The organism is Actinomadura sp. NPDC000929 (genome assembly GCF_040492065.1).
In the GTDB taxonomy this organism is placed as follows: Bacteria; Actinomycetota; Actinomycetes; order Streptosporangiales; family Streptosporangiaceae; genus Spirillospora; species Spirillospora verrucosospora.
The window spans coordinates 1-14,022 of sequence record NZ_JBEUPA010000189.1; the positions used below are offsets into that span (position 1 = coordinate 1).

The 14,022-nt window shown below is 73.0% G+C and carries 15 protein-coding genes; 8 read left to right on the top strand and 7 right to left on the bottom strand.

All coding sequences use genetic code 11. The features are described from left to right. The first annotated feature begins 115 nt into the window (after positions 1-115). Together ABWI04_RS38020 and ABWI04_RS38025 are read left to right on the top strand one after the other, a co-directional pair. Positions 116-259 (top strand): hypothetical protein, encoded by a 144-nt coding sequence (locus tag ABWI04_RS38020; RefSeq protein WP_353835404.1) that lies wholly within the window; start codon positions 116-118, stop codon positions 257-259. Continuing rightward, positions 252-1,538 (top strand): hypothetical protein, encoded by a 1,287-nt coding sequence (locus ABWI04_RS38025; RefSeq protein WP_353835405.1) that lies wholly within the window; start codon positions 252-254, stop codon positions 1,536-1,538. The genes ABWI04_RS38020 and ABWI04_RS38025 overlap by 8 nt, the downstream gene beginning before the upstream one ends. 41 nt (positions 1,539-1,579) lie before the next feature. Here the strand turns inward: ABWI04_RS38025 and ABWI04_RS38030 are convergent, their stop codons facing one another. Continuing rightward, on the bottom strand, positions 1,580-1,888 hold the full coding sequence (locus ABWI04_RS38030; protein WP_345184142.1) for a DUF3817 domain-containing protein: 309 nt from the start codon (positions 1,886-1,888) through the stop codon (positions 1,580-1,582). A 133-nt stretch (positions 1,889-2,021) separates the two neighbouring features. On the opposite strand from ABWI04_RS38030, the gene ABWI04_RS38035 reads away from it, so the two are divergent. Both ABWI04_RS38035 and ABWI04_RS38040 read left to right on the top strand, forming a co-directional pair. Continuing rightward, positions 2,022-2,819, top strand: coding sequence for a DUF2127 domain-containing protein (locus ABWI04_RS38035; protein ID WP_353835406.1), 798 nt, complete (start codon positions 2,022-2,024; stop codon positions 2,817-2,819). A 34-nt stretch (positions 2,820-2,853) separates the two neighbouring features. After that, positions 2,854-3,579: a DUF4230 domain-containing protein gene (locus ABWI04_RS38040; RefSeq protein ID WP_345184138.1), complete on the top strand. Its 726-nt coding sequence runs from the start codon at positions 2,854-2,856 to the stop codon at positions 3,577-3,579. Between the two features lie 24 nt (positions 3,580-3,603). On the opposite strand, the gene ABWI04_RS38045 is transcribed toward ABWI04_RS38040, so the two are convergent. Beyond that, the gene (locus ABWI04_RS38045; protein ID WP_353835407.1) at positions 3,604-4,794 is read right to left on the bottom strand and encodes an acetyl-CoA C-acetyltransferase; all 1,191 of its coding nucleotides are present in this window, start codon (positions 4,792-4,794) and stop codon (positions 3,604-3,606) included. 107 nt (positions 4,795-4,901) lie between these two features. On the opposite strand from ABWI04_RS38045, the gene mce reads away from it, so the two are divergent. The 3 genes from mce (at position 4,902) to ABWI04_RS38060 (ending at position 8,667) form a co-directional block, all read left to right on the top strand. Next, positions 4,902-5,336 (top strand): methylmalonyl-CoA epimerase, encoded by a 435-nt coding sequence (gene mce / locus ABWI04_RS38050; RefSeq protein ID WP_353835408.1) that lies wholly within the window; start codon positions 4,902-4,904, stop codon positions 5,334-5,336. Positions 5,337-5,666: 330 nt separating this feature from the next. Beyond that, positions 5,667-6,989, top strand: a complete 1,323-nt coding sequence (locus tag ABWI04_RS38055; protein WP_345184132.1) for a DivIVA domain-containing protein — start codon at positions 5,667-5,669, stop codon at positions 6,987-6,989. 100 nt (positions 6,990-7,089) lie between these two features. Beyond that, positions 7,090-8,667: an AI-2E family transporter gene (locus tag ABWI04_RS38060; protein WP_353835409.1), complete on the top strand. Its 1,578-nt coding sequence runs from the start codon at positions 7,090-7,092 to the stop codon at positions 8,665-8,667. Positions 8,668-8,697: 30 nt separating this feature from the next. Here ABWI04_RS38060 and ABWI04_RS38065 read toward each other — a convergent pair whose 3' ends face one another. The 4 genes from ABWI04_RS38065 to ABWI04_RS38080 form a co-directional block, all read right to left on the bottom strand. After that, positions 8,698-9,489, bottom strand: a complete 792-nt coding sequence (locus ABWI04_RS38065; RefSeq protein ID WP_345184129.1) for an alpha/beta fold hydrolase — start codon at positions 9,487-9,489, stop codon at positions 8,698-8,700. 63 nt (positions 9,490-9,552) lie between these two features. Beyond that, the gene (locus ABWI04_RS38070) at positions 9,553-10,275 is read right to left on the bottom strand and encodes an alpha/beta hydrolase (protein ID WP_345184127.1); all 723 of its coding nucleotides are present in this window, start codon (positions 10,273-10,275) and stop codon (positions 9,553-9,555) included. A 54-nt stretch (positions 10,276-10,329) separates the two neighbouring features. Beyond that, on the bottom strand, positions 10,330-10,641 hold the full coding sequence (locus ABWI04_RS38075) for an Rv1322 family protein (RefSeq protein ID WP_345184125.1): 312 nt from the start codon (positions 10,639-10,641) through the stop codon (positions 10,330-10,332). Between the two features lie 58 nt (positions 10,642-10,699). After that, entirely contained in the window at positions 10,700-12,271 is a 1,572-nt protein-coding gene (locus ABWI04_RS38080) for a 3-hydroxyacyl-CoA dehydrogenase family protein (protein ID WP_353835410.1), read from the bottom strand. A 55-nt stretch (positions 12,272-12,326) separates the two neighbouring features. Between ABWI04_RS38080 and ABWI04_RS38085 the strand changes: the two genes are divergently transcribed. After that, a complete protein-coding gene (locus ABWI04_RS38085) occupies positions 12,327-13,310 on the top strand; it encodes an LLM class flavin-dependent oxidoreductase (RefSeq protein WP_345184121.1) in 984 nt (327 codons plus the stop codon). A gap of 168 nt (positions 13,311-13,478) precedes the next feature. Here ABWI04_RS38085 and ABWI04_RS38090 read toward each other — a convergent pair whose 3' ends face one another. Further along, entirely contained in the window at positions 13,479-13,865 is a 387-nt protein-coding gene (locus ABWI04_RS38090) for an SCO5389 family protein (protein ID WP_353835411.1), read from the bottom strand. Positions 13,866-14,022 lie beyond the last annotated feature (157 nt).

Consider the following 14,022-nt stretch of genomic DNA (forward strand, 5'->3'; position numbering starts at 1 on the left):
GTGCTGCCGGATATCGGCCGCGAGCTCGGGTACTCGGCGCAGACACTGCAGTTGGTGGTCAGCGCTTACGCCGTCGGCCCCGCGCGGCGCCCTCCATCCGCAGACCGTCGACGCGATGCCCCGGCGCCGCCCGGCCCGGCGCGCGCTGCCGCAGATGTCCCTGCCGTCGCTCGCGCTGCCGCACCTGCCCCTGCCCCTGCCACAGCTCGCGAAGGTGCGGCCGGGGCGGTCGCCCGCCGAGAGCGCCACCGGTGTCTGACCTCGGGCGGGTGCTCCGGCTGGACGCCCGCCGCACGGCGCTGCTCGTCGCCGTGCCGGTCCTCACCGTGCTCGGGACGGCGGCGGCGTGCCTGTCGCTGAGCCCGGCGGTCGCCTACTGGGACAACAGCGTCGTCGCGCTGGTCAACGCCGTCCGCCTCCTGGGCCCGGCCGCCGCGGGCCTGGCCGCGTGGACGGCCGTCCGGGAACGCCCGCTCGACTACCTGCGCGACCTCACCGCCCGCTCCCCCGCGACGGGCGTGCTGTTCGACCTGCTGCTGCTGTCGTCCGCCGCGCTGGTCTCCTACGTCGCGGTCACGGCGGTGGTCGTCGCCGTCACCCTCGTGCACCCCCACGCCGGGCACCCCCACCCGCTCGGCGCGCTCTCGGGCGCCGGCGCGCTCGTCCTGCACGTCGTCGCGGGCTACCTCACGGGACGCGTCGCACCGCACCGCGCCACCGCGGCCCTCGTCCTCGCCGCGACCTCCCTGTGGGCCGCCCTGCGCATCCCCGGGACGTCCTGGTGGAGCCTGCTTCCCCCGGCCGCGTTCTCCCGCGTCCAGCTGTTCACCACCCTGCGTCCCGAGGTGTTCGCCGTGCAGGTCCTCTGGGCCGCGGGGCTGACCACGGCGCTGATCCTCGGCTACGTGATGTGGGCGACGCGGCGCTTCCTGCTCGTCCTGCCCCTGGCGCTCGCGCTCGCCGCGACCGTCTCCGCCACCCTCGCCCTGCACCGCTCCGGCGGGACGGTGGCGCCCGCCCAGGCGGAGCCGGTGTGCCGGACGTGGCCCCTCACCGTCTGCGTGCACCCCGCCCTGCGGGAGGCGCTGCCCCAGCTGATGGCGGCGGCGACCCCGCTCGCCGCGCGGCTGAACGGCACGCCGGGAGCCTTCACGATGGTCGAGCAGCGTCCCGCCTGGATGCCCGTCGCGGTGGCGAACGGCGTCGCCGCCGTCCACCTCGACGAGGACCTCGCCCCCGGATACGCGTCCCGGGCCGTCCGGCAGATCAGCGAGGCGCTCAAGGACGAAGGGGCCTGCGCCTCCGGCGACGGCTACCGCGCGCTGGTCGACGCGTGGCTTCTCGGCGACGAGCCCCCGGCCGCGGCCGGCACGCGCGCGGGCCACCGGTTCGCGTCCTGGACCGAGCAGCGGCGACGCGACTGGCTACGGCTCCACTTCGCCGAGTACCGCGCCTGCGCGCTGGGCCCGCGGGACTTCCACGCCCCCCGCACGACGGAGAGCCGCCTCCACGACGTCCTGGACACCCGTCCCGCGTGACCGCGGCAGGACCCCCCGGCCCACCGCGGTCACGCAGGAGGTCAGGCGCCCCGCCCGGCCGGTGCCGGCTCGGCGGCGGGCCGCGTCCAGTGGCGCTCCACGAAGAACGGCGCGACGGGCAGGACCGCGGCGCCGAGCGCGAGCACCGTGCGCTTGAGGTCCCAGCCGAGCTGCTCGCGGACGAGGAAGACCAGGCCGACGTAGGCCATGAACAGGACGCCGTGCACCGGCCCCATCACCTGCACGCCGACCGGCGCGTCCGCCCCGTACTTCAGCGGCATCGCGACCAGCAGCAGGAGGAGGAACGAGAACGCCTCGGCGACGGAGACGAACCGGAAAGCACGAATCATGTCCACGCCCGCTCAACGGCACGGCGTCGGCCCGCGGTTTCCGCGCCGGATATGGCGTTGCTCACACGGCGCTCGCACGACCGTGCGCAAACCGTGACGTATGCGGACCCCGGATGGCCTCTAGGGTGTCCGCGTGGACTGGAGCCTGCTGACCTGCGCGCGCAAGGGACACATCACCTACGCGCCGGACGAGGAGAGGCTGCGCGAGCGGCTCGTCGTCTCGTCCCCCATCGGCGCCGCGTGGCGATGCCTGCGCTGCGGGACCTACGTGCACGGCGAGCCGCACGGGACCGGCCCGGCCGACCGCGCGCCGCTGGTCAGGCGCGGCCGGGAGCTGCGCGACGCCTTCGTCATGCGGTTCTTCGCGGTGGAGCGCGGCATCCGCGGCCTGATCGTGCTGGTCGCCGCGTACGGGGTGTGGCGCTTCGCCGGCAGCCGCGGATCGATCGAGCGGATCTTCGAGAAGGAGATCCCGCTGCTGCGCCCCATCGCCGAGCAGGTCGGCTGGGACCTCGACCACTCCAAGGTCGTCACGTCCGTCCGGCACGTGTTCGACCTGGACGCGCGGACGCTGCGCTGGCTGGCCGTCGGCCTCATCGTCTACGGCGCGATCGAGCTGATCGAGGCGGTCGGGCTGTGGCTGCTGAAGCGCTGGGGCGAGTACTTCGCGGTCGTCGCGACGTGCTTCGGGCTGCCGATCGAGATCTACGAGCTGGTGGAGAAGGTCACCGTGCTGCGCGCCGGCGCGCTGGTGCTCAACATCGGTCTCATCGTCTACATCGTCGTCACCAAACGGCTGTTCGGCGTGCGGGGCGGCCGGGCCGCCCACGAGGCGCATCTCCGCAGCGAGTCGCTGATCGAGGTGGAGCAGGCGACCCACGAGTCGGACCTGCGGCACCCGTCCCCGCACGAGCCCGAACCCGCCGGATGAGGTAGCGGACGCCGCTGCCGGGAATGTCGATTACATGGCTCGCTCGGAAACGAAGAACGACGCGAAGAACGGCGGGAAGCACGACGCGCCCGCCAAGTCGTCCCCCGATCGGTCCCGCCCCCCGCGGCGCGGCCTGCTCACCCCCCTCGCGATCATCGTCGCCACCGTCGCGCTCGTCCTGGTCGCCCAGCAGGCGCTGCACGGCCTCCCCCACTGGCTCAACCCGTTCAAGGAGGAGACGAAGGACCGCAGCGGTCCCGTCCTGCTGAAGTCGATCCGCGACCTGCACCGCTACGAGGCGGCGAGCGGCAACTTCCAGGTCGTCGTGGACCTGGAGAAGGACGCCAAGTTCCTGCCGTCCTCGCTGCGCGGCAAGCGGACCCTGTTCGTCGGCAACGGCTCGGTCGACGCCTACGTGGACTTCTCCCGGCTCGGCTCGGGCGCCCTGAAGGTCAACGCGGACCGCACGGTGGCGACGGTCACCCTCCCGCCCGCCCAGCTGGAGAAGACGAACCTCGACACGAAGAACAGCTACGTCTACGCGACGCAGCGCGGCGTCTTCGACCGCTTCGGCGACTTCTTCAGCAGCAACCCGAACAACCAGCAGCAGCTCTACGTCCTGGCGTCCCAGAAGATCCAGACGGCCGCGGCCCAGAGCGGCCTGAAGGAACGCGCCGACGCCAACACCAAGTCGATGCTGGAGAACATGCTCAAGGCCCTCGGCTTCACGACGGTGACCATCACCCCCGCCTCCCAGTGAGGCGGGGGTCCTCCCCGGCCCTCGCTACCGGGCCGGGACGTGAATGATCAATCCATCTCCTTGGCCGCCGCCGCCGCAGAGGGCGGCGGCGCCGGTGCCGCCGCCGCGGCGCTTCAGCTCGTAGGCCAGGTGCAGGAGGATGCGGGCGCCGGACATGCCGACCGGGTGGCCGACCGCGATGGCGCCGCCGTTGACGTTGACCTTCTCGGGGCCGACGCCGAGGTCGCGCATCGACTGGATGCCGACGGAGGCGAACGCCTCGTTGATCTCGATGAGGTCGAGGTCGTCGACGGTGAGGCCCGCCTTGCCGAGGGCGTGCTTGATCGCGTTGGACGGCTGGGACTGCAGCGCGTTGTCCGGGCCCGCGACGTTGCCGTGGGCGCCGATCTCGGCGAGCCAGGTCAGGCCGAGCTCCTCGGCCTTGGCCCTGGACATCACCACGACCGCCGCGGCGCCGTCGGAGATCTGCGAGGACGAGCCGGCGGTGATCGTCCCCTCCTTGCTGAACGCCGGGCGCAGCCGGGCCAGGCCCTCGGCGGTGGTGTCGCCGCGCACGCCCTCGTCGGCGGAGAACACCACGGGCTCGCCGCGCCGCTGCGGGATCTCGACCGGGGCGATCTCCTCGTCGAACACGCCGTTCTTGATCGCCTCGGCGGCGCGCTGGTGGGAGCGGGCGGAGAACTCGTCCTGCTCCTCCCGGGAGATGCCGAGCCTCGCGTTGTGCCGCTCGGTGGACTCGCCCATGGAGACGCCGTCGAAGGCGTCGGTGAGGGCGTCGTAGGCCATGTGGTCGAGGACCTCGACGGAGCCGTACTTGTAGCCGCCGCGCGACTTCGGCAGCAGGTGCGGGGCCTGGGTCATCGACTCCATGCCGCCCGCCACCACGATCTCGAACTCGCCCGCCCGGATGAGCTGGTCGGCCAGCGCGATCGCGTCCAGCCCGGAGAGGCAGACCTTGTTGATCGTGATGGAGGGGACGCTCATCGGGATGCCGGCCTTGACCGCCGCCTGCCGGGACGGGATCTGGCCCGCGCCCGCCTGCAGCACCTGGCCGAGGATCACGTACTGCACCTGGTCGCCGGACACCCCGGCCCGCTCCAGCGCCGCCTTGATCGCGTGCGCCCCGAGGTCGGCCGCGGAGAAGTCCTTCAGCGAGCCCATCAGGCGCCCGATGGGGGTGCGCGCTCCGGCGACGATCACGGACGAGGTGGTCATGTGGGGGCCTCCAGGAAGGTGCTGCGGCGACGTTTGCCACGATACCCACGGGAGCGCCGTTCGGTTCCGTTCGCCCCCGCCTGGCCGTCCGAGGAGGGACAAAGCCCATGCTGACCCGTATCGACCACATCGGCATCGCCTGCCGCGATCTGGACGCGACCGTCGAGTTCTACAAGGCGACCTACGGCTTCACCGACGCGCACTTCGAGGTGAACGAGGAGCAGGGCGTGCGGGAGTGCATGCTCAAGATCAACGACACGGGGGACGGCGCGGCGAGCTACCTGCAGCTCATCGAGCCGATCCGGGAGGACTCGGCCGTCGCCAAGTGGATGGAGAAGAACGGCGAGGGCGTCCACCACATCGCGTTCGGGACGGACGGGACGGTCGCCGACGAGGCCGCCGGGATCGCGGGCAGGGGCGTGCGCGTCCTGTACGACGCGCCGCGCCACGGATCGATGGGTTCCTTGATCAACTTTTTGCACCCCAAGGACTGCCACGGGGTCCTGACGGAGCTGGTGCAGAAGCGCCCGAGCGCCGAATGATCTTGTAACGCGGGCCCCGGCGGGGGTGCGCCAGGATCGTGACGTGTTCGATATCACGGTGACGCAGCGCGCGGCCTGGACCGCCGCTCTGTGACCGTTCGGACACATCTGGTGTATTTGCACCCCCAACACCTGGGCTGCTGCGGGCCGGTCGCATGCCCGAACAAAAAGGACATTCCACGCAGCGCGTCAAGATGAGCCCCCAACACGGCAGTGTCCGGAGTACGCTTCATTCGCCGGAAGAGGTCTGGGGCAAGTGCGTCCGTCATGCCAGGCGATCAACCGGTCCCCGGAACCACCCGTAGCCCCGTCACATCAGGATTGAGCCACATGCAGTCCGACATCGACGCCCAGCTCAGCAACTTCTTTGAAGACACGCCCCCGCGCGAGTTCGACGTGGTGCTTCGCGGCTACGACCGGCACCAGGTCGACGAGCACATCAAGCAGCTCGACAACGAGGTGCGGCAGACCCGCGAGCAGACCCAGGCCCTGCAGCGCGAGCTGTCGGACGCCCACCGGCAGCTGCAGGAGCAGGAACGTCCGACCTACTCCGGCCTCGGCGCCCGCATCGAGCAGCTGCTGCGGCTCGCCGAGGAGCAGGCGACCGAGCTGGTCCAGGCGGCCCGCTCGGAGGCGAACGAGATCAAGGCCGCGGCCAAGGTCGACGCCGCCGAGCAGCGCGCCACCGCCGAGAACGACGCCTCCGAGCTGCGCGCCAACGCCCAGCGCGAGGGCGACGACATGCGGCAGGCCGCCGAGCGCGAGGCCGAGGAGGTGCGCACCTCCGCCCGCCGCGAGGCCGACGAGCTGACCTCCACCACCGAGCGCGAGGTCGCCAAGCTGCGGGCCACCGCCGACCACGAGGTCGCCGAGAAGCGCGCCGCCGCCGAGCGTGAGATCGCCAAGCTCCGCACCACCACCGAGCGCGAGGTGGCGCAGCTGCGCGCGTCCACCAAGCGGGAGCGCGACGAGATCCTCACCACGGCCAAGCGGCAGGCCGACGAGATGCGGGCCCAGGCCCAGCGCATCCTGGAGGAGAGCGAGGCCCAGCGCGCCCAGGCCGAGGCCGAGTTCGAGATCCAGCTCGCCGCTCGCCGCGAGGAGGCCGACCGGCAGGACGCCGAGCGCCACTCCGCCGCCCAGGCCGCGACGCAGAAGCTCGTCGCCGAGGCCGAGCAGCGCGCCGCGTCCGCCGAGCAGCGCGCCGCGAAGGCGACGCAGCAGGCCGAGCAGACCCGGCGCGAGGCCGACTCGCACGCCAAGCAGCTGATGGCGAACGCGCGCAAGAACTCCGACAACGTGATCGCCGAGGCCAAGTCGCAGGCCGAGCAGCTGCTCGCCGAGACCAAGTCCGAGGCCGACCGCGTCCGGACGGCGGCGCAGCGCCAGGTCGACGAGCTCACCCGCCAGCGCGACAGCATCACCAGCCACCTCAACCAGCTGCGTCAGCTCATCGGCGGCGTCGCGCCGACGATGAGCCCCGAGCCCGAGCTGGCCGCGCCTCCGGAGAAGCCCGCCATCCCGGCGGCCGAGCCGAAGCCGGCCCCGGCGCAGCAGGCCCCCAAGCAGCAGCCCGCCGCCAAGGCCGCGCCCGCCAAGCCGGCCCAGGCCAAGAAGTCCGACGAGGACGACGAGGACTGGTGGCAGGAGTGACCCCTTAACGGTCGGGCATGACGGAAAGCCTGGAGGCGGTGAAACGCCTCCGGGCTTTCCGTCGTCTCAACCCCGTAGACGCACGACAGAGGAGAGCGGCGTGCCCGACGAGACCCCCCAGCACGACGGCCGCGAGCCCGCCCCCGGCGAGGGACGGTCCGCCACCGGCCGCCGGGTCCCCGCTCCGGCTCCCCCCGCCGACGACACCGACGAGGCGGACCGCGACACCGACACCGGCCCCACCAAGACCGACTCCACCGACACCGACTCAAGCGAGAACGGCTCCGGCGGCACCTGCTCAAGCGCGACCGGCTCTGCCGAGACCGACTCCAGCACGACCGACTCCACCGAGAGCGGGTCCGGCACGACCGGCTCCGCTGAGACCGGCTCCGGCACGAGCGGACCGGGCGGGAGCGGTGACGACGACGGTGTCGCGCCGAGTGGGGCGTTGAGGCCCGAGGAGATCGAGCAGCCCGTGGGAGAACGCGATCCGGCGACCGGCGCTCCGGTCACCCTCCCGGCGGCACGGTCGGGCGCCGAACCCGTGGCGCCCGAGCCGGGCGCGCCCGACCCGGCGCACGACGTCGAGCAGCGCAAGCGCGAGGCCGGCGTCGACCACCTGTTCCCGTTCGGCAAGCCCGGGCAGCCGCTCGGCCGCGCGCACCCGTTCGTGTTCGGGTTCACGGCGGCGCTCGGCGTCATCACCGCCTGGATGCTGGTGAAGGCCGCGACGAACGCCAAGTCGGTGCTCGTCATGATCGTGGTCGCGATGTTCCTCGCGGTCGGCCTCAACCCGGCGGTGGAGCGGCTGCGCAGGTTCGGCCTGCCCCGCGGCGCCGCGGTCGCGACGGTGTTCCTGATCGTGATCCTGTTCTTCGCAGGGTTCGTCGCCTCCCTCGTCCAGCCGGTGTCCGAGCAGGTCACCGAGCTGCGCCACAACATCCCCGAGTACGTCCAGCAGCTCCAGAACAACAAGACGCTGGCCGACTGGGACAAGCGCTACGGCCTGCTGGAACGCGCCGAGAAGACGGTGAACGGCGACGGCTTCCAGAAGGGCCTCACCGACACCGCCACCGGCATCGGCAAGGTCGCGATCAACGGCATCTTCCAGACGATCACGATCCTGATCCTGACGCTGTACTTCCTCAGCTCGCTGCCGCAGATCAAGACGTTCTTCTACCAGCTGGCCCCGCGCACCCGGCGGGCCCGGGTCGCCCTGCTCGGCGACGAGATCCTCGACCGGATCGGCGGCTACGTCGCCGGCCAGTTCACGATCGCGCTCATCGCGGGCGTGTGCTCGTACATCTTCCTGTCGATCCTCGGGGTGAAGTACGCGCTCGCGCTCGCGCTGATCGTCGCGGTGACCGACCTCGTCCCGCTGATCGGCGCCACGATCGGCGCGGTGATCGTCTCCCTGGTGGCGTTCCTGACCGGGACCACGACCGACCTCATCGTGTGCGCGATCTTCTATGTCGTCTACCAGCAGGTGGAGAACTACCTCGTCTATCCGCGGGTGATGAAGCGGACCGTGGACGTCCAGCCGGCGGTGACGATCGTGGCGGCGCTGGTCGGCGCTGCCCTGCTCGGCGTGGTCGGCGCGCTGCTGGCGATCCCCACGGCGGCCGCGATCTCGCTGCTGATCCGCGAGGTCGTCATGCCGCGCCAGGAGACGCTGTAGGACGCCGGCCCCGGCGCGTCCGCGCCGGGGTCAGCGGGACGTCCGGGCGAGGGCGGCGGCGAACTCCGCCACCGCCTGGTTGAACAGCTCGGGCTGCTCCACCGCGCACAGGTGCCCGGCGCGCGGGATGACGAGCGTCTCGGCGTTCGGCATCGCCTCGGCCATGGCGCGGGCCTCGTCCTCGGTGGCCAGCGCGTCCTCGTCCCCGATCATGACGAGCGCGGGGGCGCGGAGGCCGCGGAGCGTCTCGGTGGAGTCCGCGCGTCCCGCCATGGCGCGCTGCGCCCACGCGGCGGCGAGCGGCGGCGCCGCCTGGACGAGGCCGCGGACCCGCCCGTAGATCAGCGCCCGCTGCCGGTAGGTGGTGGGGCCGACGAGGCCGGGCAGCACCTCGTCCACGAGGACGCGGGTGCTGCGCTCGGCTTCGAGGGCGCCGGCCTGCCGCAGCCGGTTCTCCCGGACGGGGGCGGTGTCGGCGGTGGCGCGGGTGGCGGCCAGCACGAGGCCGAGGACGAGGTCGGGGTGCCGCCGGCACAGCGCCATCGCCACGTACCCGCCCATGGACAGCCCGCCGACGACGGCCCGCCGGACCCCGAGCGAGCGGCACGCGCGGGCGACGTCGTCGGCCATCGTGTCGACGGACGGCTCGTCGTCGCCCAGCCGGGAGCCGCCGAAACCGCGCAGGTCCGGGGTGATGACCCGGAACCGGCCCGCGAGGCCCTCGCGCTGGGCGAGCCACATCGCCGACGACAGCGGGAAGGCGTGCAGCAGCACGAGCGGTGTGCCGGTCCCGACGTCCCTTGCGTACAGCTGCACCGTCATTGGGCAATGGTCGCCCGCCGGCGCGGCCGGTGGGACGGAGTGGCCGCGATCGGCCGCCCGTGTTTATCTGTCCGTTTCATCCCATTCAGTGGGGAGCGGGTAGGCGGCCGGCGCGACCCGCTTGACGATCTCGTTCAGCACGATCCGGACGTAGGGTTCGCCCACCCAGAGGTGCTTGGCGTTGTCCACCGCGACCACCTCGGCCTGCGGGACGCGCTTGAACCGCTCCCGCGCCTCCGCCGGGCGCAGGTAGTCGTCGAACTCCGGCACCAGCGCCACGAGGGGCCGCCCGTCGGCGCCCCACGCGTCGAGGTCGGCGTCGCCGGCCCTCTTCAGCGGAGGCGACAGCAGGATCGCGCCCTCGACCAGCGGGTCCCGTCCCCATCTGAGCGCCAGCTCGGTGCCGAACGACCAGCCGAGCAGCCACGGCCGCGGCAGGTCGTGGTACTCGGTGTACTCCAGCGCCGCCGCCACGTCGAACCGCTCGGTCTCGCCGTCGCCGAACTCGCCCTGGCTCGTGCCGCGCGCCGACGTCGTCCCCCGCGTGTTGAACCGCAGGACGGCGAGGTCGGCGAGCGCGGGCAGCCGGAAGGACGCCTTGCGCAGGACGTGGCTGTCCATCATGCCCTCGGCCGTGGGCAGCGGATGCAGGCAGACCAGCGTCGCGACCGGCGGCCGCTCCGGCGGCAGCGCCAGCTCCCCGACCAGCTCCAGGCCGTCGGACGTGTGCAGCGTGATCTCCTCGCGCCGCGCCGGCAGCACCGAGGCCGCCCTGATCTCCGCCATCGATCCCTCTTCTCTCACTCGGCCAGGCGGCGTCCGCGCTCGGGACGCCGGTCGTCAGTACCGCGGGGCGTTGCGCGACCGCAGCACGCGCGGCGACCGGCGGTTCCGGGCCTGCCAGCAGGGCCGGTGCCAGTGCCGCCGGTCGTCCCCGCCGTCACCCGCCCGCCACGCGACGACATGGCCGACGCCCGGCGGGATCTCCTGGTCGCAGCCCGGGCAGCGGTACGGCTTGGCCGCCCCGGCCCCGGAGACCGACCGGACGATCCACTCGCCGTCCGGGCCCTCCTCGGTCTCCTGAGCCCATGACGTGCCCCCGCCCCGGGCGGAACGTCCGGATGCGGCACGGCGATTCTTGCGGGGGCTCATGCCCTAAAGCATATGAACCCGACCAGCCCGGCGGGCCGCCCGCGCAGGGACGGGAGGGCTAGCGCAGGGGCTTCCCGGCCGTCGCGTGCTCCACCAGGAGGGGGGCCGGGGCCAGGGCCGGGTCGCGGGTCTCGGCGTGCAGGGCGCGCAGGACGGTGACGGCGCGGCCGGGGCCTATGCGGTCGAGGTCGGCGATGGGGCCGGTCGGGTAGCCGCAGCCCAGCGTCATCGCGGCGTCGATGGAGTCGGCGTCGGCGTATCCGGCGCCGAGCATGGCGGCGGCGTCGTTCAGGTAGGGCAGGCGCAGGGCGTCCACGATGAACCCGGCGCGGTCGCGGCAGCGCACGACGGTGAGGCCGAGACGCGCGAGGAGGCCGGCGGCGCGGTCGGCGACGTCCGGTGCGGTCGCGACCGTGGCGGACATCTCCGCCAGGGCGCCGGCCGGGTCGGGGAGGTGCAGCCCGACGACGTCGGCGGGGCGTCCGGTGGCCATGGCCTGCCGGATCGCGGAGCCGTCCACCGAGGTGACGGCGATGACCGTTCCGGGCTTGGCGGCCTGGACGGCGGCGGACAGCAGCGCCCGCGCGGCCTCGGGGTCCTCCGCGGCCTCGACGATCAGGTCGCAGCCCGCGAGGTCGGCGGCGGAGTCGCCGACCCGTGCGCCCGCCCGGGCGCACAGCGCGGCGACCGCGTCCGCGAGCGGCCCGACGCCGACGACGCCCACGGTCGGCGCCGCCGCGGCGGACGTCTCCTCCTCGGCCTGGCCTGACCTGTCGTAGGAGTAGAAGCCGCGGCCGGTCTTGCGGCCGAGCAGCCCGGCGGTGACGAGCTCGCGGAGCAGCGGCGAGGCGGCGTGGCGGCGGTCGCGGGACTCGGCGTAGATCGCGTCCAGCACCTCGAGGCAGGTGTCGAGGCCGATCAGGTCCATCAGGGTGAACGGGCCCATCGGCAGCCCGGCGCCCGCCTTCATCGCGGCGTCGATGTCGTCGCGGGTCGCGTGCCCGGTCTCCAGCATGGTCGCGGCCTGGTTCAGGTAGCCGAACAGGAGGCGGTTGGCGACGAACCCGGCCCGGTCCCCGACCGTCACCGGCGTCTTGCCGAGGCCCTCGACCAGCCCGGCGACCCGGGCGACGGCCTCCGGCTCGGTGAGGACGGTCCCGATGACCTCGACGAGCTTCATGACCGGCGCCGGGTTGAAGAAGTGCACCCCGACGATCTTGGTGGGCCGGCCGGTGGTGACCGCGATGTCGGTGACCGACAGGGAGGAGGTGTTGGTGGCGAGGACGGCGTCGTCCCGGCACACGCGGTCGAGCTCGGCGAACACCGTGCGCTTCAGGTCGAGCCGCTCGGGGACGGCCTCGATGACGAGGTCGCAGTCGCCGAGGTCGGCGAAGTCGGTCGACAGCGCGATGCGGCCGAGGATCTCGCGCTGCGCGTCCTCGCTGAGCCTGCCCCGCTTGACGGCCCGTCCGGTCGAGGACTCCAGGTTGCCGCGCCCGCGCTCCAGCGCCTCCCGGTTCACCTCGATGCCGACGACCGCGAGGCCGCCCCGCGCCAGCACCTCGGCGATGCCCGCGCCCATCGTGCCCAGTCCGACGACCCCGACCCTGTTGAACGAACCACCAGTCATGGACCGCAGTCTTGCAGAGCGGTCGCCCGTCCCCCATGGCGGGTACGACGGGGACGTGCGCCTCGGAATCTTCCTCCTCGCCGCCCGTTTCCCCGGCCAGGACGACGCCGCAGCCCTGTCCCGCACCGTCGAGGCCGCCCTCGCGGCCGAGCGCGCCGGGTTCGACGACGTGTGGCTCGCCGAGCACCACTTCATGTCGTACGGGGTGGTGCCGTCCGCGACCGTGCTGGCCGGACATCTGCTGGCCGCCACCACGCGGGTCGGCGTCGGGACGGCGGTGAGCGTGCTGTCCACCCAGCATCCGGTGGCGCTGGCCGAGCAGTCCGCGATGCTGGCGCTGCTGTCCGGCGGCCGCTTCCGGCTGGGGGTCGGGCGCGGCGGACCGTGGCGCGACCTGGAGGTGTTCGGCACGGGCCTCCCCCGCTACGAGCACGGCTTCGCCGAATCCCTCGACCTCCTCCTGGCGTGGCTGCGTTCCGACCGTCTCGGCTGGTCGGGCGAGCACTTCGCCTTCCGCGAGGTGCCGGTCGTCCCGCGGGCGCCGGTCCCGCCGCCGGTGACGGTCGCCTGCACGTCCCCCGCGACCGAGGCGCTCGCGGCGGAACGCGGCCTGCCGATGCTGCTCGGCATGCATGTCGGCCCGGACGAGAAGGCCGCCGCGATCGCCCGGCACGGCGACCCGTCCCTGCCGCACGTCTCCACCCATGTGGCCCAGGTCGCCGACTCGCGGGAGCAGGCGGTCGCCGCCCTCATGGACGGGATGCCGCGCTGGCTCGGCCCCGGCCTGGAGGGGTACGTCGCCGTGGACGACCGCCCGCGCCCGTCCCGCGACCCCGTCGCCTACACGCGCCTGATGTGCGACCTCCACCCGATCGGCTCACCGGACGACTGCGCCGAGTCCCTCCTGGCCACGGTCGAGCGAACCGGCATAAGGCACCTGGTCCTCCTGGTGGAAGCCGCCGGCTCCCGCGCCGCCACCCTGGAGAACATCGCCCGCCTGGGCCGAGAAGTCCTTCCCAAAGTCCGCGCCGCCACCTGACCGCGCACCCCACCAGCCGGCCGCGCGGATCGGCGGGGCGTGACGGTCGGCCATCGCCTGCCAGTCATGCACCCGGGCGCCCAGACAGCCGCCGGGGGCCGCTGCCCACATCGCGATACGGCGCGCGGCGCGCCGACCGGGATCGGCGCGCCGCGCGGGGGGAGCGGGTCAGCAGTCGCGGAGTTCGGGGGACTGGTTGAGGATCTGTTCGCGGGCCGTGACGAACGTCCGGTAGGCGGAGGAGTCCTGGGTGGGGAAGACCGCGACGCGGTGGCAGTTCTGGAACGCGAGTCTCACCCCGAAGTAACGCTCCAGCGCGCCTCGCATGGCGTCGCTGGCGAGGACGCGGAGGAGCTGGCCGCGCGCCGTCTCGTCCGGCGGCGGGGTGAGGTTGTCGGCGAAGTCTCCGCCGTCCACCTGGAGCCGGGCCACGAGGCCGCTGATCATGTCCCAGGCGTAGGGGAGGGAGGTCCTGATGCACTCGACGAAGTCCGCGTCGCCGACCTCGCCCTTCTGCGCCGTCTCCAGCAGTTCCGGGGTCACGTCGAGAGACATGGGGGTCCTTTCGCAGACGGAGGATGAACACCCACCCGCAGACGGTAATCACGGACCCGGGAGAATTCCAGGCTTGACAAAGGTTTTCATTCCGCTATGACGACGGCCCCGGCCGACCGGCCGGGGCCGCGGTCACCGCGCGGGCGCGGCGCCGTGC